Raw genomic sequence first — 21,178 nt, forward strand, 5'->3', positions numbered from 1 at the left:
AAATGAAAATGACTAAAAGCCTTGTGCAATTACTTATTTTTTCAATGCTTATCTCCATCATTCTTCCGTATAACGTTTCCATTGGACATGCAGCAGATCCCATACCTAATGGGACTAATTATGGATTGAAAGCGGAATATTACAAGAACTCCGGACCCGGTGAGTTTAGGTTTGAAGACTTGATAACGACGATAGTCGATCTGTATATTAATTTTAGTTCATTGGAAGGAGCATTCATGACGCTGGTAGGTCAGAACAATCGTGTGAATGTAAGATGGACAGGACAGATCACACCAGAATTTTCTGAAAACTATACGTTCTGGATGACTGGTGATAATGGTTTTAGACTGTGGATTGAAAACAAACTAGTCATCGACCATTGGGTCGCTGACTGGGATAAGGAACAAACGAGCAGTCCGATTCCATTGGCAGCAGGGCAGAAATATGACATTAAAGTTGAATATTTTGAAAATGACGGTGGATCTAACTTGTTTTTACGTTGGGGAAGCCAAAGTGTGCCGAAGCAAATCGTGCCTGCGACAGCCTTCACTTTGCCTGTCGGTTTTGAAAATAACGGGCCAGTATCAGGATCGGTCTTTCCTGACGGTCTGCATGCAGAATTTACATTTTCGGAGGCATTAGCCGAGCTTGGCAGCAACGTGCGGGAGCAGCTCTCCGTCAATGTGTTAGGGAAGGATTGGCCGATCAAATCGGCAGCATTGAAGTCAGGCGATTCTAAAACAATCCAAATCGAGTTTGAGTATCCGATGTATTCCCAGGATGCGCCCATGGCCAATATCGGATATACAGGCGGCGGAGCCCTTGTGTATGATGCAACCAACCAGCCGGTAAAAGAATTCTATCTTGCGATAAAAAACAATTCAACTTATCAGATAGAAACTCCGTGGGCAAGCCAGGTAGATGCAAACAATCCCTTGCCGGAATACCCAAGACCGCAGATGGTCCGTGATCAGTGGCTTAACCTTAATGGGAAATGGGAATTCCAGCCTGCGAAAGAGGGAGATTTGCTTCCAACAGGCAAAAAACTTAATGAAAACATCATTGTACCATTTGCAGTGGAATCCAGACTTTCAGGCATCCAGCGCCAAGAACAGTTAATGTGGTACAAGAGAAACTTCACCGTACCGCAAAATTGGAATGGACAACATGTGAAATTGAATTTTGGTGCAGTTGATTATGAAACGGATGTGTATGTGAACGGAACAAAGGTAGGAAGCCATAAAGGCGGATTCACCTCATTTAGCTTCGATATAACGGATCAGCTGAAACCTGGGGAGAATGAATTGATCGTTCATGTACTCGATTATACGGATACCAAAGGGGATCAAATCAAAGGTAAGCAAACGGTAGTTCAACCAGGAGGCATTTGGTATACTTCGGTCTCTGGTATTTGGCAAACGGTATGGCTGGAGCCTGTCGCTAACGCAAGCATTGAACGGATGGATATGGTGCCGGATATTTGGAATGGCCAATTGAAGTTATCGGTAGATACTGTAAATGGAGCAGGTAAAACAGTAGAAGCTGTGGCTCTAATGAATGGCGTTGAAGTCGGCTGCATCAGCGGAGGCGCCGATGAAGAGCTGCTGCTTCCGGTACCAAACGCGAGATGGTGGACACCGGATGATCCGTTCCTCTACGATTTAAAAGTATCATTGAAGGATGGCGGAACGGTAGTCGATAAAATTGACAGCTACTTCGGTATGAGGGAAGTAAAACTGGAGAAAGTCGATGGAATCCAACGTCCTTTGTTGAATGGTAAATTCGTGTTTCAGATGGGGACTTTGGATCAGGGCTACTGGCCGGATGGCCTTTATACAGCCCCAACAGACGAAGCGCTGAAATTTGATATTGAAGCTGAAAAGCGTATGGATATGAACATGATCCGCAAACATATTAAGATTGAACCGGCCCGTTGGTATTACTGGGCAGATAAACTGGGTCTTCTCGTTTGGCAGGACATGCCGAGCGGAACGAGTAGAGATGTTTCGGCTCAACCGCAATACTACAAAGAATTCGATGAGATGATAAAGCAATTACAGAATTCCCCATCCATTATCGTATATGTTGTGTTTAATGAAGGGTGGGGTCAATTCGACAATGGCGGGGATTATACCAGGGAAGCTATCGCACATGCGCTAAATGCGGACCCGACTCGTCTCATTAACGGTGTTACGGGGTGGTATGATGCGGGAGGCGGAGAAAACGAATCCAAAGCGGGCCATTTCTTGGATTGGCACAGGTATCCTGCACCGGATTCTCCCACACCTTCGGAATACCGGGCGGCAACACTTGGAGAATATGGGGGGTTAGGCCTTCGAGTGCCAGGGCATGAATTCAGTCCTTTGATCGTTTACTCTGAACTACTAATGAAGAGTAAGGAAGAGTTAACGGATAAGTATATTAGTTATATTAATATGGTTAAAAAAATGAAAGATAAACCCGGACTCAGTGCGGCGGTGTATACGCAAATCGCGGATGTGGAGTACGAAATAAATGGATTATTAAGTTATGACCGCAAAGTGGAGAAGGTTGACTTCGCGCGCGTTGCCGCAGCGCATAGGGAATTAATCGGGAATAGCAATAAATCCGATCTAATGAACAACATCAACGCTGCGAAGCAAATTCGTGACAATGCAGCAGTAGGGGATGGCCCAGGACAGTATAAGCAGCAAGTAATCCATGATTTCTCTGCTGCTATCGCAAACGCCCAGGTTGTCTATGACAACGCTCAAGCCACCACGGATGGTATTAAGGTAGCAATAGATGCTTTAAATGCGGCTGTCAAACAATTTCGCGCCAAAATCAACAATCCTTTGCCTTTCATTGAGAAGTTTGACGATTTGAACGCAGAAGGTTGGACGACTTATGGCGGCGAGTGGAGTGCTGCCAGCGGTGCGTACTCCGTGATTAACGGAGAAGGCTTTAAAGCGGTTGCTAATGATATTAACTTCCAAGATTTCACTTACGAAACGGATGTTTCTATGAGTGCCAGCCCCAATTTAGCCAATGCTGGCGTTATATTTAGGGTTACTAATCCGACTGTTGGCAGTGATAACCTGCAGGGATATTATGCTGGTATTACACTAGCGGGGCGAGTTCAGCTAGGCAGGCTTGATAACAATTGGACAGAACTGGCGAATAAAGCAGCCCCGCCGATCGGCGTAGATACCGTATATCGGTTGAAAGTTGTGGCCAAGGGACCGAACATTGAGGTTTATGTCGATGATACACTTGTGGTAAGCGCTGTAGACAATACATTTTCAGAAGGTGCTATCGGACTTCGAACCTATAAGGCTAACGTAACGTTCGATAACATTAATGTGACTGAAATGGAAGATACGGTTAAGCCAATTGAGAGCATCGTCATCAATGGTGATTCTGCGATTACGGCTAGCGGCGGCACGCTTCAATTAACAGCGCAGGTTTCTCCTTCGGATGCCACGAATTCAGCAGTCACTTGGTCTGTAGAAAATGGAGCGGGAAGGGCAACCATTAATGAGTCAGGACTATTAACAGCTGTGAGCAATGGTACGGTAACCGTGAAAGCAGCTGCGAAAGATAATTCTGGAGTCACGGGAACCAAAACCGTTGTAATTAGCGGACAGACGCAACTAAGCGATAGCATGACATTGGATGGCGCTGGCAGTGTAAAAGAAGGTTCGACGTTTACAGTTAAGTTAGGTGTATCGAATGTAACAAACGATGTGTTCGCTTCTGATATTACGATGAACTATAATGCAGATTTGTTTGAGCTTCAGGAAGTAAGCTCTGCTGCGGACGGAATAGAAGTTGTGAAGTATGCTGATGAAGGGAAAGGCAGTGTTCGCATGGTACTGGCGTACATTGGTGAAGAGACTCAAAGCAAGCAGGAGTTACCGCTTGTTCACGTAGTATTTAAAGTGAAAGGGTCTCCTAATTCATCTGGTAAAGTTTCGGTGATTCATGCAGTGATGGCCGATGGGGAAGGCAAGGAGACTGAAGCTGCTCCCGCTGAGCTTGCTGTGAGGATTGAGGGCAACGGTTTAGACGGCGACCTGAACCATGACGGTAAATTCTCGATTGGTGATATAGCGATCGTTGCCATCCATTACGGCAAAGACAGTAACAGTCCGGACTGGAACGTTGCAAAAACCGCTGATTTGAATGGCGATGCTAGGGTAGATATTGAAGATCTTGCAAAAATGGCGCAGAAGATCTTTTCGTAAAGCTAAAGGGACGCTTTAGTTAAACAACCAAGGAGCAGTTTGCTATGGCAGCTGTTCCTTTTCTTTATTAACATAACTGGCGGATTGCCACAGTACCTGGCATGTTCATATTCATGTATTTATGTATTAAATTGGATAAATTATAATAGGATTTTATTGCATTTTAGTATACAAAAGTATAGCAAGTATTCTAATTATAATTAAGTAATAAATATTTCACTTCTATAAATTATATATAAACTGTTTTAGAATAAAGAAGTCTTCTTAGAATAGAACTGTTTAATTCAAATCGTTTAATAGGAGGAAATAGATCATGAAATATCGGAAATTAGGCGGGACTGGCTTAAAGGTCAGTGAAATCAGCTTGGGGAGCTGGCTTACATACGGTGGATACGTCGAGCGTGAAAATGCGGTCAATGCCATTAAAACGGCATACGACCTCGGCATCAATTTTTTTGACACGGCGAACGTATACGAGCGGGGTGCGGCTGAGGAATTGGTTGGGGAAGCGTTGAAAGCATATCCGCGCGAATCCTACGTGCTGGCGACAAAAGTGTTCGGGCAGATGGGCGATGGACCGAACGACCGCGGACTGTCCCGCAAGCATATCATCGAGCAGGCGAACGCCAGCCTGAAGCGGCTCGGCCATGATTATGTAGACATCTATTACTGCCACCGCCATGACCCCGAGACGCCGCTGGCGGAAACGCTCCGGGCGATGGACGACCTGGTGCGCCAGGGCAAGGTGCTGTATATCGGCGTCAGCGAATGGCAAGCCTCTCAGATAGCGGAAGCGCTGGGTGTTGCCGACCGCTATTTGCTGGATCGTATCGTCGTGAACCAGCCGATTTACAACATGTTTGACCGTTACATCGAGAAGGAAATTATTCCGCTTGGCGAACGTTCCGGCATCGGGCAGGTGGTGTTTTCTCCGCTCGCGCAAGGCCTGCTGACGGGCAAATATACGTCCGCCTCTGACATTCCGGTTGATAGTCGCGCCGCCAAGCTGGATTGGGTGCGCAAAGGCATTACCGACGAGAAGATAGGGAAGGTCCGCAAGCTGGAAGGCATCGCCGGAGAGCTCGACATTACCGTCGGCAACCTGGCCCTAGCCTGGATTTTACGACAGTCCAACGTCGCGAGCGCATTGGTCGGCGCAAGCCGTCCTGAGCAGGTGACGGAGAATGCCAAAGCGTCGGACATCGAGCTTGACCAAGATGTATTGAACAGGATTGAAGAGATATTGAACTAGAATTTTTTAAGGCTAGAAAACGTACATCATGAAGACGGAGGGAAAATTGCATGTCTAAAGTAGTCGTTACGGGAGGAAGCGGCATGCTTGGCCGCTGGGTAGTCCGGCATTTCGTGGAGCAAGGGTACGAGGTGTTAAACGCAGATACCCGCCAGCCGGAGGAGCCGCTGTGCCCTACGCTCATCGTGGATCTTGAGGATCTGGGCCAAACGTATGGCGCTCTTGCCGGGGCCGATGCGGTCGTCCATATGGCTGCCATTCCCAGAGCGGGCATGGCACCGCCCGAGGTGACTTTCCGCAATAACGTCATGTCGACTTACAATGTGCTGGAAGCAGCGGCAGGCCTCGGTATCCGTAAATCAGTCATCGCTTCCAGCGAGTCATCGTACGGTATCTGCTTCGCGGTCCATCCGATCGGCCCGCAATATGTGCCGATGGATGAAGCGCATCCGCAGCTGCCGCAGGACAGCTACGGCTTGTCCAAGATCGTGAACGAAGCGACCGCGGATATGTTCCACCGCAGGACAGGCATGCAGGTTGTGTCGCTGCGCCTAGGCAACGTGATTCCGCCTGAATGGTACGAACGGTTTCCATCGTTTATTCATAATCCAAAGGAACGCGAACGCATCCTGTGGAGCTGCATCGACACCAGGGACGCCGCAGAAGCATGCCGTCTGGCAATCGAGGCGGAAGGGCTTGGCTCGGTAGCGCTGAATCTGGCGTCAGATGAGTCCAGCATGGACATGCCAAGCCGCGAGCTGATGGCCGCGAGTTATTTGGAAGTCACCGACTTCCGAACACCGCTCAGTGGGTACGAGTCGTTGCTTAGCAGCGAGAAGGCGAAACAGCTGCTTGGCTGGCAGCCAAAGTACAAGTGGCGTGAACAGTTGGGCATGTAGCCTGTCAAGTTCTAAGGTGAAGGCAGTCAAAAAGCTTGTCTGAAAGCTGATACCGATGCTCCATCGGTGTCAGCTTTTTCAATTTAATCTGGATTATGGCATTCGAACAGAATTAGACCATTATGGAGTTGATAGCTTTACAAGCTTAATGATGCAAATCAAAAAGATCGCAAGCCGAATGCCTGGGGGCAAACAGCTGCGATCTTTTTGAAAATATAAGAAAGTATTGATCAAGTTATAGTCGTTTACGTTTGAAAAGGACAATGACCGCGCAGGAGAGTAGCAGGATAATAAGCGCGATGCCGGTTGCCGCAGCTTCCTTTGGACTACCTTGTGCTTCGGCCTGGGTCTGCTGCGCGCCCGGACCGCCGAAGCCGCCCATATCACCGCCCATATCACCGCCCATACCGCCTTGCCCATTCGGCCGTTGGCCGCCAAAGCTGCCCTGCATGCCACCCTGCTGGTCAGGCATTTGGCCATCTGGCGGAACCATGCCTTCGCCTCCAGGCGGTGCCTGTCCATTAGCGCCATTGGTGCCGGCAGCGCCTTGCCCGTCTGGTGCTTCGCCTTGCGCAAACGCTCCTGGTGCTTCCGCATTGCCGTTCGGCGTATTGGCCTGTGCCCCGTCCTGCTGGTCGTTAGGCCGTTGGCCGCCAAAGCCGCCACCCATGCCGCCTCCGCCCATGTGCAAGCTGCTGAGCGACAGAGCTCGTTTGCGTTTTATTGAAAGAAATGACTTGAGTTACACCCTGCTCGTATTGCTCATACGTGTAGAAGGAGGATGGGTCAGCCTCGACATAACTCGATATCATCGCTTTAATCTCAGCTATTCTCGCTTGAAAGTTCTCCTCTGCTAAATAGCCATTCAGTATGCTTTGTATGATTTCATGATATTTTTCCTTGTAGGCTTCAACCTTCAGCAGCTTATCGACGAGCGGGCGATCCGCTACTGTTCCAGTAGTAGGTTCATCAATCAGGACGCCGGATCCGCCGAATCCGCCGAAGGACATATTATAATCCCATGGTAAAATATTGAATAACCCGTCATCCTCATATAAATAATAGTTATGCTTTTTCTCAGACAGGTAGCTGTCAAAGTTTCCGGCTACCGCATTCAGAGCGATAAATTTCAAGGCTTCATCCACGTCCAGCACGCTCTCGTAATTCGTACCGTTGTTCAGCTCATCGAGCATATCCAGCAAAATATCATCGTTTGATTTTTCCGATTTCATATCGAGCCCGGTGTAGGCATCGATGGTTTCGAGCCAGTTAAGCTCGCTGCCGCTTCCGCCGTTTGCTTTGTATAACGCACCGTAAGCATTGCCGAAGTTGCGTTCGAGATACGCATCGCCAATTTGCTCTACCGCCAAATAAAAACCCCAAAGCTCGCCGTTGACGTAAACATTCACATAGGAATATTTAGGCGTCGGAAGTCCCATTTGCTCAGCCAGCTCATACGATAAAAATTCACGCATATAAGAGGCATCGCTATAGTTGTTGTTCAAGTTGATTTTGCTTATTCCCTGAAGAGTCTGGTTGACGTACTCGTCAAAGGAAATTTTAAAGCTGTATCGATCGGAATCGGTCATTCTGACAACGCTGTTCAAGCTGAGATTTCCTTTTGTGCGTAAGCCGACGTTTTCAAGCTTTTGACCGTTGTATTCGACAGTCGCTTCTTTAAATTCCTCGGCGCTGGCATTGTCCAGCATGCTTTGAAATTCTGTTTCATCGATCGTAATTTTGACATCAACGACTTTATCCTTCGGAAAAACAGTCTCATCAAGCTTTTGCTCATCCGCTGATTGCTCATTATCGCTCGCATTTGTGCTCGCGCCTGTGAGGTTGAAGGATGTCTCCCCAAAGGAACATCCGGACAAACCGATAATCAGGAGAATAGAGCAAAGGCTCAATAAAAATAATTGAGCTCTCACTTTCATTGAAGCACCTCCTGATTATTATGAGACATAATCACCGCTGTAGCTGATAAGCACGGCATTCCGTACGCCTGAAAGCTCAGTCAATTGGTTAATAAAGCGGCCGGTTTCGTCGCGAAGACGAACCTCAAGCGTCATTTCGATATTGCCCTGCGTCACTGATTTTTGTTTGACATTGTAACGCTTAACGATAGAGCCAATTTGCTTGTGCACGAGCTGCTCTGTTGCGTCGCTGTCACAGTTTACGACGAGCAGGTATGGCGATTCGACAGATCCGCCTTTGACGAAGAAGAACAGAATGAGACCAACAACGGTAGAACCGATGACCGCTAACGTGAAGAAGCCTGCGCCTGTTACAATCCCTGCTACCGCAGCCCAGAACAAAAAGATAAGATCGGTTGGATCCTTGATTGGCGTTCTAAAACGTACGATGGAGAGCGCGCCGACCATACCGAGCGAGAGCACGAGGTTGGAGTTAATCGCAATAATGACGACGGAGGTAATCATGGTCATGCCGATAAGCGACACATTGAAGCTCTTCGAGTAAAGCACGCCGCTGAAAATCCTTTTGTACAGCAGGAATATGAAGAAGCCAAGCAGGAAAGCGACACCAAGCGTAATCAATATTTTGGATAAGCTAATGTCGGAAGAGAAGTTTTCGATCACTGATTTTTTAAGCACGTCTGCGAAGCTGGTGGTTGTCTCGGTCGTTGCGGCAGCAGTTGTTGTGGTTTCCATTTTAATAATCCTCCCAAGTGTTGAATTTCAGATGTTTTCGGCAGATCACGTATTTTGAAGCGGATTGCCGATTAAGGCCTTCGAGCTGCAAAGCCATTTTGATATAAGCAGGAATATAAGCATCATATTTCACCTCAAGAATGATAAAATCATTGTCGAGGGCACGGATAGGCTCCAGGCTTTTGTCAAAAATATCGACGGCATGCAGACCGGTTCGCAGCTCTTTATCGAATGTGATCCTTACGTTGCCGTTGTCGCATACATAGGGCTCGCGAACATAATCAACGATTACCTTCGGCCGAAGTAAATGATGCTTCATTTCATTATGAATCTCGTTAAAAAGCGGCTTGTCCGGCTCTTTCAGCACATCGTGGTCACCGGCCATGAGCCTGTCGTACATCTCTCTAGTAAGCGGCTCCTTCACCTTGGCGATATAGTCTTTGAATTTAATTTTTTTCTCAAAATGAATGATATGATCCTGGCCGTTATAGATACGGATGCGGTATTTAACCCGGTCCCGAACGCCGCCAAGCTTCTCATGCAAAGCCTTGTTATTGATATCATCAAAGTACAAGCTTCGAATATGATATTCGCCAGTCGGACCGACATGCTTGTCATGGTCCATCAGATCCTTCAGCCTCTGGCGGATAATGAAATATTGATGATAATTAATGAAAAATTTCAACTCATTGCGATAGTTTAAATCTTTGTTCATTTCACACCTCTTTTCATGTTCAGCGCCCCTTGTTGCTAACAAATGTTATTCTACTGGCCTTTACTTATTCTTAACTTAAGGACGGCTGAAAGATTGCTGAATGCGCGAAATGCAGGTTTATTGTTAAGATATAATGAAGAATAAGAGAGATAGAGGAGCGGATATCTTGAAGTTTCGTAAAGACGTGCTAGTAGTGCTCGCTTGCTGTGTACTGTTAATCATAGGCGCAGTAGGAATGGAGTGGCTTCGGACGGATCATGCAAAAAAACCGACAGCGGTTGTGACCACGTTCAAGGGGGAACCGATGACAAGCCGTGCTTTTACTTGGTACAGCTCGAATCCGGAGGCTGACGTGATCGTGCAAGTCGTGAAAGGCGATGCAGCGAATGATTGGGAAAGTGAACAGGCGATGACCTTTAAGGGTACGACGACTTCGGTTATAGCTGCTGATGGGAGCACAAAGCTAGCCGTGCATAAAGCAGAAGCTTCCGGGCTTGAACCGGGAACGACGTATTCCTACAGAGTCGGGAGCGGGGATGTGAAGGGATGGAGCGATGCTGCTGTATTTCAGACAGATGAAGCAGACACGGAAAACGTTACTTTCATTAATGTAACGGATTCGCAAGGCGTCACGGAACAGGATTTCTCGTTGTGGGGCCATACGCTGGATAAAGCCTTTGCGACATTTCCCGCGGCTTCGTTCATCGTTCATAACGGCGATTTGACGGAGGAGCCGTCAGATGAACAGGCATGGTCTTATTTATTTGAAAAAGCAAGCAAGTGGGTAACGCAGGTTCCGTTTATGCCGGTTACGGGCAATCATGATGAGGTTGACGGCAATGCGGAGCCGTTCGTTTCTCATTTCAACCTGCCAGACAATGGCGCGGAAGGCTCGATTCCGGGAACAAGCTACTCCTATGATTACGGACCTGTCCACTTTGTCTTTCTCAATTCCGAATCAAATATCAAGGAGCAAACGAAATGGCTGCGCAGCGATCTCGAGAGTACGGATAAGGCTTGGAAAATCGTCGCTATGCATCAAGGCCCATACGGCGGTAATACCTATAAGAAGGTGAAAGACTGGACCGAGCTATTCGATGAGTTTGAGGTAGATTTAGTGCTGCAGGGGCATAACCATGAGTATTCGAGATCCTATCCGCTGCGTGATGGGAAAATCGTCGGTGACGGCGAAGCAGCCGTGCAAAACCGCGAGGGTACGGTTTATGTGGTGACGAATACGGCCGGGCAAAAGTTTAATGAGAAGAAGGAAGATAAATTTTACCATAAGGTGCATTTTCAGAACGAGAAGCAAATGTTCGCGGGCATCGTGATCAATGGAAAAACGTTGACTTATCAGGCCTATGACGTGGATGGCAAGAAGTGGGATGAGTTTGTGTTGGAGCATTAATATCTTAATATCGATTGATACGTTGAAAAGCCGAAGAGGGCAGCCTGGCATCAAATGATGCTGCTGGGCTGCCTCTTTCTGTGTTGTAGTGATTTTTTATCGCAGATCAAGCGGAAGCGAAATTCGGAAAGTCGTACCCTCGCCGGGTTCGCTGATTACCTCGATGGTACCTCCATGAGCATCCACGATCGACTTGGTTATTGCCAAACCTAAACCAGCCCCGCCGTTTTTCCGTGTTCGAGAAGATTCGCTGCGGTAGAAGCGCTCAAATAAATGGGGCAAATGAGCTGCGGCAATTCCGGTTCCGTTGTCCGTAATGCTTATTCTCGCCTGGTTTTCCAGGCGTTCGAGCATTATCTTAATTGTGCCTGACTCTGCATCCGTGTGCTGTACCGCGTTAAGAAATAAATTCAAAAGCACCTGCTTCATCTGATCGTTATTGAATTTGCCGCTTATGGCTGATTCAATAACGAGATCTATTTTACGGTTTCCGGCAAGCAGTTGCAATTGCGGCTCCATTTCTTGAAGGAGTTCATCGAGCCGGGCTGCAGACAGCTGCAGCTGCGGGGCTTGATCAAGCTTTGCAAGCGCGAGCAAATCCTCCACGAGCCTGTTGATGCGCTTGGATTCCAGCTGCATGCTGTTCAGCGCGCGGTTGAGCTGATCGGGATTTGCGGCTGCTCCGCGCAGCAGCACTTCAAGAAAGCCGTGAATAGACGTAAGCGGCGTTCTCAGCTCATGCGAAGCATCGGCAATAAACCGGCGCATTTTTTCGGTTGTTTTCCGTTCGGTTTCGAAGGAGGTATCCAAACGCTCAAGCATCCCGTTAAAAGCATCTGACAAGCGATCGATCTCTTCTTGGCCTTGGCTTGCCGGTATGCGTTTGGTCAGGCTGCCGGCATCGGTTTGCTGAGCAGCAAGCACGACGCGGGATAATGGCTTTAACGTACGGCGAAGCAGCGGTAAATAAAGGGCAAGTCCGGCCGCGAGCGCCACAATGGAAAGGCCTGTGAAAATCGCTAGCTGGGTCATGAGCAGCTGCCTTAGCGAATCGGTTTCCGTGCTTACTTGTACAATCCCCTCTACTTTGTTAAGAGGACCGGCATTTCGGAAGACGACAAGCTGCTCGACTCCATCCGCATTATTTAATATTTTGTAATCAATCTGTTGTCGTTCTTGAAGCTGTTTTGTTATTTGCTCATATTCCTCAGCTGACAGGAGCGGAGCGCTTGCCTCGGTATCCTTTGAGACATCGGTGACTGTACCGTTCGAATTAATGAAGACGATCGATAAGCCAGGTTGGTAAAATAATGGCGAGTCCCGTCGCTCTTTCGGGGGGCGAGACGCTTGGAACGAATCGCCATCCTTATTATCAGACTCCGGATGATTGTCATCCATTTCAGATTTTTTCTCGTTCGTAAACCAATCCATCGGCATAGCCATGATTTGAGTGTTTAAGGATTCAGCTTTATTTTTGAATATAAAATCCTTCATAATAATGTACTGTAGAACGCCGATCAGCAACAACAACGCTGCTAAAATAAGCAAGGATCGGTACAATAGCTGGTATCTTAGGGAACGCGGGGCAAAAATCCTCGCGAAGGCAGGCGGCGTTCGGCGGCTCATGGCAAGTCCATCCGGTAGCCGGCGCCTCGCAGCGTACGAATAAGGCGATGCTCCTTATCGTTCAATTTATCCCGCAGGGAACGGATATACACCTCAACGATGTTCTCTTCCCCTCCAAATTGATATCCCCAAACTTTATCCAATATAAGCGATTTGCTAAGCACGACCCCGTTGTTCAAAATAATAAACCGAAGCAGCTCGTATTCCGTTGGCGACAGCTCAAGAATCTGGTCCATATAGATAAGCTCTTTGCGCCGGTCATCTAAACGGAAAGGTCCGTAGACAACCTCTCCCAGCAGATTGGGAAATTGGTTGCGCAGCCTCGCTCCGATTCGTGCGAGCAGCTCGCTGAAGCTAAAGGGTTTGATCAAATAATCGTCTGCGCCGAGCGTTAATCCTTTCACGCGATCCTCGACTTCATCCTTGGCGGTGAGCATAATAACCGCGATATTATCTCCGGTTGCACGCAGCGCGGCGCATACTTCAAATCCGTTCATTCCTGGCATCATGACATCCAGAATGACGACATGCGGCTGAAATACGCTTGCTTCCGCCAGAGCGGATTCACCGTCATAGGCGACCCGGATGTCAAAGCCTTCATTTATAAGACCCAGCTCCAAAAACTGTACGATGTTTGGCTCGTCATCTACGAGCAATATTTTAATTCCTTTGAAGGATGTCATGTTGGATCCCCTTTCACTAAGATACCTGTCTATTATCGGCTTTTTGAAAAAAAGATGCACCTGTTTGCCTGCAATTTCAGCAAACTTTAAGCTGATTGCCGGGAAAATACCCGTTTTTTAAAATGTGAAAATCAAGGGAATGAAAATGAAAAATTGGGGATATTAAAGTGGTGCTCAAAAAAGAAAAGAGAAGGATGGTGTATTTTGCATGCAACAAAACAAAAAGGGAATGGCATCAAGTGAAACCGGCAATAAGATTGGAAGGCTTGCAGCAAGGTACATAGTTGCGGCATTATTGTCGATTACGTTGATGATCAGCATGCCTTATACAGGACATGCGATCGGAAAACATGCCAAGGGACCGGATGTATATGTCATTCAAGGCATGCTGAAATCATTAGGCAGCTATTCGGGACCGATTGATGGTTACTATGGTGCCTCGACCGTGCGCGGCGTTAAATATTTTCAGAAAAGGCATGGTTTGAAGGCAACGGGTTCGGTAGATATTAAAACGCTTCAATCGATTTCCTATTCGTATACTGACATGAAAGCATCGATGAAAGCAAAGAGCAAAGCGAAGTGGAAAGGTAAAGCGAAAGCAATCGGAAATGGCGGCGGAAAAGGTAACGGTGCAGGTGGCGGAGCTGGTGGCGGTGCAGGCGGCGGAGCTGGTGGCGGTGCAGGTGGCGGTGCAGGCGGCGGAGCTGGTGGCGGTGCAGGCGGCGGAGCTGGTGGCGGTGCAGGCGGCGGAGCTGGTGGCGGTGCAGGTGGCGGTGCAGGCGGCGGAGCTGGCGGCGGTGCAGGCGGCGGAGCTGGCGGCGGTGCAGGCGGCGGAGCTGGCGGCGGTGCAGGCGGCGGAGCTGGTGGCGGTGCAGGCGGCGGAGCTGGAGTAGGTGAAGGCGGCGGAGCTGGCGGCGGCGCAGGTAAGTCTGGCGGCATTGGCGGTGGCCAAGGCGAGAACCAAGGTAAATCTGGCGGAATCGGCGGCGGCCAAGGCGAGAACCAAGGCAAATCTGGCGGAATCGGCGGCGGTAAAGGCGAGAACCAAGGCAAATCTGGCGGAATCGGCGGCGGCCAAGGCGGCAACCAAGGCAAGTCAGGCGGAATTGGCGGCGGCCAAGGCGGCAATGGCAATCTAGGCGGCGGTCAATCCGAGAATCAAGCGCCGAATGGCGGAAACTCGGGCAACCCTGGTAAGGGCGGCAATCAATCCGAGAATCAAGCACCGAACGGCAGCCAACAATAGAATAAAAAAAAGATATTCCTTTGATAACGGATGATATGTTTTTGAGTATGAAGCTAGGAATAAATAAAGGCGACCAATTGTTTTTTTGGTCGCCTTTATTTCTGCGTAGTATTACTTCTATTGCACTGCATTCCATACAATGACCACGTCTCGAAAAACCACATGGATAACGCAGCGGCTTGTGTCTCTACGTTTCTAATAATATTTCACCAGTGCGCGTAAGGTCATAGCCGGATATGGAATTCAGCTCCCTCTTAAATTCATCAGATCTGAGAATATGGAGCAGAGATGAAATCCATGCTTGATTGTTTGCGGATTTGAGCATGACCAAATCATACCGTTCCTGAATTAAGGGTATAAATTCGATGTTACCTACAATAGACGCTGTCTTTTCTATGCCAATGCCAACGTCAGCTTCACCTGATGACACTTTGGAAGCTACGCCGAGATGATTGCTTTGTTCGTGCTCGTAACCTATGAGTTCATAGGACTTTATGCTGTGCAGTCTGAGCTGTTCGTCCAGCAAGACGCGAGCGCCGGAGCCTTTCTCCCGGTTAGCTATCCGCAAATTGGCAGTGCCTAAATCAGACCAGCCATTCAGCGACAACGGATTACCTTTCTGTACGTATAAGCCTGCATTCCTGGAGAGCAAATTGACGACGATGTAAGAGGAACCAATGAGCAGTTTTTTGATATAAGGGAGGTTATACTCCCCTGTATCGCCATCAAGGAGATGTGTGCTGACAATGTCGGATTCTCCGCGGTACATCGAGATAAGGCTGTCAAGACTGCCGACATATGCGCGCAGCGGCCGTATGCCGTCTATGTTCTTTTCCATATATTTCGCTAGAATGTCAAGACTGAGATCCTGACCTGTAATAACAATGGGACGAAGTCCGGTATTTAATGATTGAGTATAAGGTCGAGCAGGTGCATCTGTAATTGCTGGACGCTCGTTAATTTGTAATCCTCTGGCTCTTTGCTTATATGCTTCCAAGTCGGCAGGATCCACCCGCATCTGTTTGCCTACACGGTACGAGGGCAATTCACCTTTTTTTATAAGATCATATACGGTGAGTTTGGATATTTTCAGCAGCTTGGCAATTTCTTCAGTCGTATACGAGACATCGCTGGTCATGATGCTCCTCCTTATGAACTGTACTGAATATTTCACTATAAATGTCATTGTATCATATTAGGATTTGTACGTTTTGTTAATTGCATTTACAAAAGCGTTCTTCTCTATATATAATATGGTTTAAATATAATTAGTTATATTTGATTATAACTAGGGGGGTACTAATGTTTAAATTGATTAAAGGTTACATGGTTTTATCTATCGTTACTGCAATGATGTTAGTGTTTGCAGGCTGTGGAGCTGCACAAAATACGAATACAAATGAGAGTACGAATAATCCAGCGGAAAGCACAATCGCGCCTAGCGAGCAGCCAGCCGAAACGGTTGAGCTAACGATTTCAGCAGCGGCTAGCATGACGGATGCCTTAACAGAAATTCAGAAAACGTATGAGGCTAATAACCAAAATATTAAACTGAGCTTCAATTTCGGCGCATCCGGCGCACTTCAACAGCAAATTGAGCAAGGGGCGCCAGCTGATTTATTCTTGTCTGCGGCCGTTAAGAACATGACGGCACTTGTTGACAAACAGCTGATTGATGCAAATCAACAAGTCAATTTGTTGAATAATGAGCTTGTTGTAGTTGTTCCTGCCGATGGCAAAACGCCGATTGAAAATGTAACTGATCTAACCAAGACGGAAGTGAAAACAGTAGCGATTGGCATTCCGGAAAGCGTGCCAGCCGGCAACTATGCTAAGGAAGCGCTAACGAACGCAAAGCTATGGGATGCTTTACAGGCGAAATCCGTACAAGCGAAGGATGTAAGACAAGTGCTGCAATATGTAGAAACCGGAAATGCCGATGCCGGTTTTGTATATAAAACAGATGCGCTGACCACCGATAAAGTAAAAGTAGCATTTACGGTTGATTCAGCTGCGTATAAGACAATTCAATATCCAATCGGTATTGTAAAAGCTACGAAACATAGTCAGGAAGCCGAAGATTTTTATACGTATTTGCAGTCGCAAGAAGCGCTTGACGTGTTTGTTAAGTATGGCTTTACTGTTCCTAATTAACTGTGGCGTTCATAAATTTGCAAGAGTTTTGGCTGCCTATACGGCTTTCATTACAAGTTGCATTGTTATCAAGTATAGCGGTATTTCTTATCGGAATAGCAGTAGCTTGGTGGATGTCACGCCGCAAGTTTAAAGGGAAAATCATTATTGAAACCGTGTTTATGCTGCCGTTGGTGCTCCCGCCGACGGTAGTCGGCTTTTTGCTGCTTGTGATGCTTGGACGGAGAAGCTGGATCGGAGAATGGATCGAGTGGTTGTTTGCAGCACCCATTGTTTTTTCTTGGTGGGCTGCCGTCGTTGCTTCGATCGTGGTTTCCTTTCCGCTCGTCTATCAAACCATGAAGGTCGGCTTCGCTTCCGTAGATCGGGATTTGGAGGATGCAGGACGCTCAATTGGGGCAAATGAGTGGGCGGTATTCAGGTATATTACACTTCCGCTAACGTCCCGCTCACTAATTTCCGCCTTTATTCTCGGCTTTGCACGCGGTTTGGGTGAATTTGGAGCTACGCTGATGATTGCGGGGAATATTCCGGGTAAAACACAGACGATTCCCACGGCCATCTATGTTGCGGTCGATTCGGGGAACACCGCAATGGCATGGGCTTGGACATTCGCTATTATTGCAATATCATTTATGTTACTGCTTATAAGCCGGCAGAAATAATATTAGATATGGAAGAGATCTTGAAGAGCCGATATAAAAATCGGCTCTTTTCAATATTATGTGCATTCTGTTCCAACTTCGAACCGCTTGCCTGATTGCCTTGCTCCGTTTACTCCACTGATGCTTCAAGCTCCGCAACGATTACTGCAAGCGGCCCTAAGTCGTCAAAATGATTAAATTATTGCACTTTTATCTAAAAAAACATACATACGCTTTTTTTTTGACCATGCTACGATAGTTAATATTTGATGGAATGTTCCGAAGGTCCCGACCCGTGGGTAAGAGGAACGTACACATAAGGAGGCAAAGTAAGTGGTCATAAACAATCCGATCTTGCCCGGTTTTAACCCGGATGCATCCTTCCTGCGCGTTGGGGAAGACTATTATATTGCAACTTCAACCTTTGAATGGTTTCCGGGCGTCCAGCTTTATCATTCCAAGGATTTAGCGAACTGGGAGCTGCTGCCTCATGCACTGACCCGTACTTCGCAATTAAATTTAAGAGGGAATCCGAGCTCGGGCGGTATTTGGGCACCGGCGCTTTCTTACGATAGCGGACTTTATTATTTATTGTTTACGGATGTAAAGGGCCGCAAAGGCGTTTATAAGGATTTGCACAATTATTTGGTAACGTCTAAGAGCATGAGCGGACCGTGGTCTGAACCGGTTTATTTGAACGGCAGCGGCTTTGATCCTTATTTATTCCATGATACGGACGGAACCAAATGGCTGCTGAATATGCAGTGGGATTTCCGGGACGGCCATTCCAGGTTTGGCGGTATTATACTTCAGCAGTACGATCCCAAAGAGCAGCGGCTTGTCGGACCCGTGAAGAAAATATATGAGGGTACGGATCTAGGCGTGACCGAGGGACCTCAGGTGTTTAAACGGAACGGTTATTATTATTTGTTGGTTGCAGAGGGGGGCACAGGGATTAACCATGCTGCTACGTTAGCCCGCTCGCGTAAATTGGAAGGTCCTTACGAAACAGACCCGGCTTATCCGATATTAACCACCCGCGGCACTCCTGATTACCCGCTGCAAAATGCAGGCCACGGCATGGTTGTAGAAACGCAAACCGGCGAATGGTATATGACGCATATTTGCAGCCGTCCCTTTGCGGGCACGAAGCTTAATCCGCTCGGCAGAGAGACATCGATTCAGCGCTGCGTATGGACTGAGGATGGATGGCTTCGCCTGGATCATGAGGGAAGATTGCCTGCTCTTTCGGTACCAGCCCCGCAGCTTGAACCGCATCCGGTACCCGTTCTGCCTGCAAAGGATGACTTCGATTCGCCAAGTCTAGGCTATCTCTATCAAACGCTGCGTGCTCCGGCGGAAGAATCGTGGCTCAGCCTAACGGAAAGGCCAGGCTACTTGAGGCTCCGCGGCAGGGAATCTCTCCATTCCTGGCATCAGCAAAGCATGATTGCACGCAGATTGCAGCATTTTAGCTGTACGGTTGAAACAAAGTTGGAATACGAACCTGAGCATTTCATGCAAATGGCTGGACTTGTCTTTTATTATGACGAGTTGGATTATTTTTATTTACGTGTCACGCAGGACGGCGAAAATGGACGGAAGCTTGGTTTGATCACAAGCATTCAAGGAAAATACAGCGAAAATAGAGAGCATGAGCTCACTGTCGATGGCTGGGATGCTTATTATTTAAAGGCGGTTGTCCGAGAGAGGGAGCTGCGTTTTTACGCTTCTAATGAAGGCCAAGAATGGCTTCAGGTTGGGACAGTGCAGGATTTAGGCGTCTTGTCCGACGAATTCGGAGGGAAGCTGGGTTTTACCGGCACGATGATCGGCTTATGCGCACAGGACATCAACGGAACAAAGAAGCATGCGGATTTTGATTATTTTAGCTACGTAACGGAATAGAAGAAACCAAAAGAACGGATGGACGGCTGTTATAGCCGTTTATCCGTTCTTTTTCCCTTCAATCGTTTAAGGCGCATACAAGGCTGAGAGAAGTTGAAAAATAAGACTAAATAACCAGCCGTTTGGCCCATCTGTAACCTTCGGCGCAGCAATGATCTTAAATTATCGGCATACCGTCCTTAAAAAACTTCATTTAAGCTGTCGGAATTTGATGTTAATCTTAGATCAGGAAACGGGATTGAACAAGATGATGCGCACATCTTACATGAAAATTCCTCTTAAACAGCGGATATTAAAGGGAGGTCAAATGAATATGGCTAAAAAATCATTCTTGCAATTGGTATCTCTTATGTTGGCATTGACCGTGATTTTGACCGCATGCGGTGGTAACAACAACGGCAATAATACAGCTTCACCAAGCAATAATACGGGCACATCGGAGACTCCGACAGATGCGTCAAAGAAAGACGTTAGCTTCTCGCTGGCTTATGCGACAGGCGACCCGGCAACGAAAAAAGCAATTGAAACGACGATTGATGCCTTTACTGCAAAAAATCCTCATATCAAAATTGTTAACTATAGTGAAACAACTTCGGCTTCTTACTTAGATTGGCTTAAAACAAAAGATGCAGTAGGCCAATTCCCTGATCTCGTAGAAATGCGCGACACCAAAGTATTCGTTGACGCAGGCAAAATCGTAGAGCTGCCGGAAGATCTTCGCAGCCTGTTCTCGATCCTGCCGGAATATGCAGGCAAAATATATAACGCTCCACTTACGGGCACTGCGCCGCAAGGTATTATTTACAGTAAGAAAGCGTATGCGGATGCAGGCGTAACCGAGCTTCCGAAAACGTACGATGAGTTTTTAGCGATCCAAGAAAAGCTTGCGGCTACCGGCATTTCGCCAATCGTAGTCGGCGGTAAAGATATTTTCCATATGGGCTTCTGGACAAACTTCTTCTTCATTAACGAGGTTTATTCCAAAGATCCGGACTGGAACTCGAAACGTACGGCAAAAACGGCAAGCTTTGCGGATGCCGGCATGGTTCAAGCGGTAACCGATTATAAAGAGCTGTTCAGCAAGTATGTGGATAAAGGCTGGCTCAGCACGGCAGATAACCAAACGGCATCTATTCTAGTAAGCGGCAAAGCGGCTCAGTTGTTCTCCGGTCCTTGGATGTTCGGACAAATCGCGGAAGCGGATCCAAGCTTCGAGTTTGGCTTCTACGCAATCCCTGACCGCAGCGGCAAAGTGAATATTAACCAACTGCCTAGCCTATCAGGTTGGTCTCTTTCGGCAGAGGGAGCCAAAGACCCGGATAAAGTCGAAGCGATCAAAGCGTTCATCAAATTCTTCTTCGAGCCTGAGCAATACGGTCCTTACCTGGCTACCGTAAACGGAATTCCGACGACATCAGCTGAAGTGACTTATGAAACGGGCGAGCAAATGCAAGAAGTAATGAGGCTGGTTGGCGATTCTACGGTTAACAAATCACTTGGTCTTGCGAACTGGTACGGCGACAATGCGATTCCTCCGCAATTCCGCAACTGGTACTACAAGCTTCTTCAGGAGCTTGTATTGGAAAACGGCGACGTAACGGAATATATGAAAAAAGCAGACGCAGAGTACGACAGCAATGTAAAAGCAAATCAACAATAAAGCATGCGTTGTAAAGTAAAGAAAGAAGGACGGAAAGAGCAGCCTCTGCTTACGCGGAGGTTCTCTTTTTATCAAGAACTTAGGA

At 47.5% G+C, this 21,178-nt stretch carries 16 protein-coding genes; 9 read left to right on the forward strand and 7 right to left on the reverse strand.

Going from position 1 to position 21,178, the window contains the following annotated elements:
* Positions 1 to 2: 2 nt before the first annotated feature.
* The 3 genes from RCO25_RS09000 to RCO25_RS09010 all read left to right on the forward strand — a co-directional run bounded on the left by RCO25_RS09000 (position 3) and on the right by RCO25_RS09010 (position 6,377).
* Positions 3 to 4,226, forward strand: coding sequence for a PA14 domain-containing protein (locus RCO25_RS09000; protein WP_308995812.1), 4,224 nt, complete (start codon positions 3 to 5; stop codon positions 4,224 to 4,226).
* 313 nt (positions 4,227 to 4,539) lie between these two features.
* Positions 4,540 to 5,478 (forward strand): aldo/keto reductase family protein, encoded by a 939-nt coding sequence (locus RCO25_RS09005; RefSeq protein WP_308995813.1) that lies wholly within the window; start codon positions 4,540 to 4,542, stop codon positions 5,476 to 5,478.
* A gap of 50 nt (positions 5,479 to 5,528) precedes the next feature.
* On the forward strand, positions 5,529 to 6,377 hold the full coding sequence (locus tag RCO25_RS09010; RefSeq protein ID WP_308995814.1) for an NAD-dependent epimerase/dehydratase family protein: 849 nt from the start codon (positions 5,529 to 5,531) through the stop codon (positions 6,375 to 6,377).
* Between the two features lie 235 nt (positions 6,378 to 6,612).
* Here the strand turns inward: RCO25_RS09010 and RCO25_RS09015 are convergent, their stop codons facing one another.
* Genes RCO25_RS09015 through RCO25_RS09030 form a run of 4 tightly spaced genes read right to left on the reverse strand, consistent with a single transcriptional unit; the run spans position 6,613 to position 9,764 of the window.
* Positions 6,613 to 7,047 (reverse strand): hypothetical protein, encoded by a 435-nt coding sequence (locus RCO25_RS09015; protein WP_308995815.1) that lies wholly within the window; start codon positions 7,045 to 7,047, stop codon positions 6,613 to 6,615.
* Positions 7,016 to 8,314, reverse strand: coding sequence for a CotH kinase family protein (locus RCO25_RS09020; RefSeq protein WP_308995816.1), 1,299 nt, complete (start codon positions 8,312 to 8,314; stop codon positions 7,016 to 7,018). Before RCO25_RS09020 ends, RCO25_RS09015 begins: the two co-directional genes overlap by 32 nt.
* 18 nt (positions 8,315 to 8,332) lie before the next feature.
* Positions 8,333 to 9,049, reverse strand: a complete 717-nt coding sequence (locus RCO25_RS09025; protein WP_308995817.1) for a DUF4956 domain-containing protein — start codon at positions 9,047 to 9,049, stop codon at positions 8,333 to 8,335.
* A gap of 1 nt (position 9,050) precedes the next feature.
* On the reverse strand, positions 9,051 to 9,764 hold the full coding sequence (locus tag RCO25_RS09030; protein WP_308995818.1) for a polyphosphate polymerase domain-containing protein: 714 nt from the start codon (positions 9,762 to 9,764) through the stop codon (positions 9,051 to 9,053).
* A 166-nt stretch (positions 9,765 to 9,930) separates the two neighbouring features.
* Here RCO25_RS09030 and RCO25_RS09035 point away from each other — a divergent pair, with 166 nt between their 5' ends.
* A complete protein-coding gene (locus tag RCO25_RS09035; protein ID WP_308995819.1) occupies positions 9,931 to 11,172 on the forward strand; it encodes a purple acid phosphatase family protein in 1,242 nt (413 codons plus the stop codon).
* Positions 11,173 to 11,268: 96 nt separating this feature from the next.
* Here the strand turns inward: RCO25_RS09035 and RCO25_RS09040 are convergent, their stop codons facing one another.
* Both RCO25_RS09040 and RCO25_RS09045 read right to left on the reverse strand, forming a co-directional pair.
* Entirely contained in the window at positions 11,269 to 12,798 is a 1,530-nt protein-coding gene (locus RCO25_RS09040; protein WP_308995820.1) for a sensor histidine kinase, read from the reverse strand.
* Positions 12,795 to 13,481 carry a response regulator transcription factor gene (locus tag RCO25_RS09045; RefSeq protein WP_308995821.1) on the reverse strand — a complete coding sequence of 229 codons (687 nt, stop codon included), beginning with the start codon at positions 13,479 to 13,481 and terminating at the stop codon, positions 12,795 to 12,797. The genes RCO25_RS09040 and RCO25_RS09045 overlap by 4 nt, the downstream gene beginning before the upstream one ends.
* A gap of 208 nt (positions 13,482 to 13,689) precedes the next feature.
* Here RCO25_RS09045 and RCO25_RS09050 point away from each other — a divergent pair, with 208 nt between their 5' ends.
* The gene (locus RCO25_RS09050) at positions 13,690 to 14,727 is read left to right on the forward strand and encodes a peptidoglycan-binding domain-containing protein (protein WP_308995822.1); all 1,038 of its coding nucleotides are present in this window, start codon (positions 13,690 to 13,692) and stop codon (positions 14,725 to 14,727) included.
* Between the two features lie 187 nt (positions 14,728 to 14,914).
* On the opposite strand, the gene RCO25_RS09055 is transcribed toward RCO25_RS09050, so the two are convergent.
* Positions 14,915 to 15,865 carry a substrate-binding domain-containing protein gene (locus RCO25_RS09055; RefSeq protein WP_308995823.1) on the reverse strand — a complete coding sequence of 317 codons (951 nt, stop codon included), beginning with the start codon at positions 15,863 to 15,865 and terminating at the stop codon, positions 14,915 to 14,917.
* 164 nt (positions 15,866 to 16,029) lie between these two features.
* Here RCO25_RS09055 and modA point away from each other — a divergent pair, with 164 nt between their 5' ends.
* The 4 genes from modA (at position 16,030) to RCO25_RS09075 (ending at position 21,093) form a co-directional block, all read left to right on the forward strand.
* Positions 16,030 to 16,881 (forward strand): molybdate ABC transporter substrate-binding protein, encoded by an 852-nt coding sequence (gene modA, locus RCO25_RS09060; protein ID WP_308995824.1) that lies wholly within the window; start codon positions 16,030 to 16,032, stop codon positions 16,879 to 16,881.
* Between the two features lie 11 nt (positions 16,882 to 16,892).
* Complete coding sequence (gene modB, locus RCO25_RS09065) at positions 16,893 to 17,546, forward strand: molybdate ABC transporter permease subunit (protein WP_308995927.1); 654 nt, start codon at positions 16,893 to 16,895, stop codon at positions 17,544 to 17,546.
* A gap of 312 nt (positions 17,547 to 17,858) precedes the next feature.
* Complete coding sequence (locus tag RCO25_RS09070; protein WP_308995825.1) at positions 17,859 to 19,433, forward strand: glycoside hydrolase family 43 protein; 1,575 nt, start codon at positions 17,859 to 17,861, stop codon at positions 19,431 to 19,433.
* A 313-nt stretch (positions 19,434 to 19,746) separates the two neighbouring features.
* Positions 19,747 to 21,093, forward strand: a complete 1,347-nt coding sequence (locus RCO25_RS09075; RefSeq protein ID WP_308995826.1) for an ABC transporter substrate-binding protein — start codon at positions 19,747 to 19,749, stop codon at positions 21,091 to 21,093.
* The last annotated feature ends 85 nt before the right edge of the window (positions 21,094 to 21,178 follow it).

Source organism: Paenibacillus sp. LHD-38 (assembly GCF_031157315.1).
Classification (GTDB): Bacteria; Bacillota; Bacilli; order Paenibacillales; family Paenibacillaceae; genus Pristimantibacillus.